2 protein-coding genes are annotated in these 1,188 nt (G+C 61.3%); one reads left to right on the top strand and one right to left on the bottom strand.

Features of this window, described 5'->3' with window-relative positions:
• Window positions 1-1,039 (top strand): DUF2336 domain-containing protein (locus WEB61_RS02610; RefSeq protein ID WP_368062772.1); only part of this gene is annotated, 1,039 nt, incomplete at its 5' end.
• Window positions 1,040-1,057: 18 nt separating this feature from the next.
• Here WEB61_RS02610 and WEB61_RS02605 read toward each other — a convergent pair.
• Window positions 1,058-1,188, bottom strand: a 131-nt coding sequence (locus WEB61_RS02605) for a DUF1036 domain-containing protein (RefSeq protein WP_368062773.1), incomplete at its 5' end; no start/stop codon positions are given.

Below are 1,188 nucleotides of genomic sequence, written 5' to 3'. Positions count from 1 at the left end.
TCTGCGCACAGACAGCGACCTTGAGGTACGCGAGGAACTGGCGCGCAAGATTGCACGCCTGATGCCGGACATGCCGAGCCGCGAGCGCACAACCATCCAGCAGCGCACGGTGGAACTTCTGGAAAAGATCGCCGCGGATGAGGCGCCCCGGGTCCGTGCGATCGTCGCCCGGGAGATTGCGCGCTGTCCCACAATTCCAAAACGACTGGCGACCCGTCTTGCAAGTGACGTCGAGATTTCGGTCTGCGGTCCGATCCTGCAATACTCGCCACTTCTTTCCGACGAAGACCTCGTCGAGCTGATCGCAACCAGCCGCATACAGGGCGCTATCGACGCCATCGCGCGTCGTGAAAATTTGAGCGCGCGCGTATCGGATGCGGTCATTGCCACCCTTGATGTCTCGGCTGTCGCTCAACTGCTGACGAATGCCAGCGCCCGAATACGCGAAAGCTCTCTTGAAAGCGTCATCGCACAAGCTGCCGGCATCGAGGCATGGCACAAGCCGCTGGTGATGCGCACGGAACTTTCGCTGCGCGCGGTGCGGCGCATCGCAACCTTCGTTTCACGCGCCCTGATTGATGAATTGGCGCAGCGCCACGAAATCGACCCGGAAACGTCGAGCTGGTTGAAGGCCCGGGCGCAGGACCGGATCGAGGCCGAAAAAAGCGCAAGCCGCCCCTCGGCCGCGCGCGATGCGATCAAGGAAGCTCATGCGGCCGGTCGTCTGGGCGATGAAATGGTGATGGAAGCGGTCACCACGTCGCAACGGACGTCCGTGGTTCTCGCTCTCTCGCTGCTCAGCAGTGTCGAACCGGCCCGTATCGAACAGGTCATCGAAGCGGAAAGCGGCCGTGGCATCACGGCGCTTTGCTGGAAGGCGGGGCTGGCGATGCGCACGGCGCTTGCCATCCAGACTCACATAGCGCATGTCCCGAAGGACAATCTCGTGCTGCCTCGCGCCGGTATCGATTATCCGATGGAGCCCAACGAGCTGCTCTGGCATCTCCAGTATTTTGGGATCGAGACAGAAGAGAAATGAACCGGGTGTCGCTGCGTCTCAATCCAGATTTACTTCCCACTTTGGCTTTCCGCCCGTATCGATCCGCATAAAGGCGCGTTCGTCGAAACCGCGTGCCGCGCAGCGATCGCGACCCGTGATCTCGAAGCGGGTCGGTTTGGTACAAAAGC

The sequence above is a fragment of the Parvibaculum sp. genome (assembly GCF_040882025.1).
In the GTDB taxonomy this organism is placed as follows: domain Bacteria; phylum Pseudomonadota; class Alphaproteobacteria; order Parvibaculales; family Parvibaculaceae; genus Parvibaculum.
This window is presented reverse-complemented; position numbering and strand designations above follow the sequence as displayed.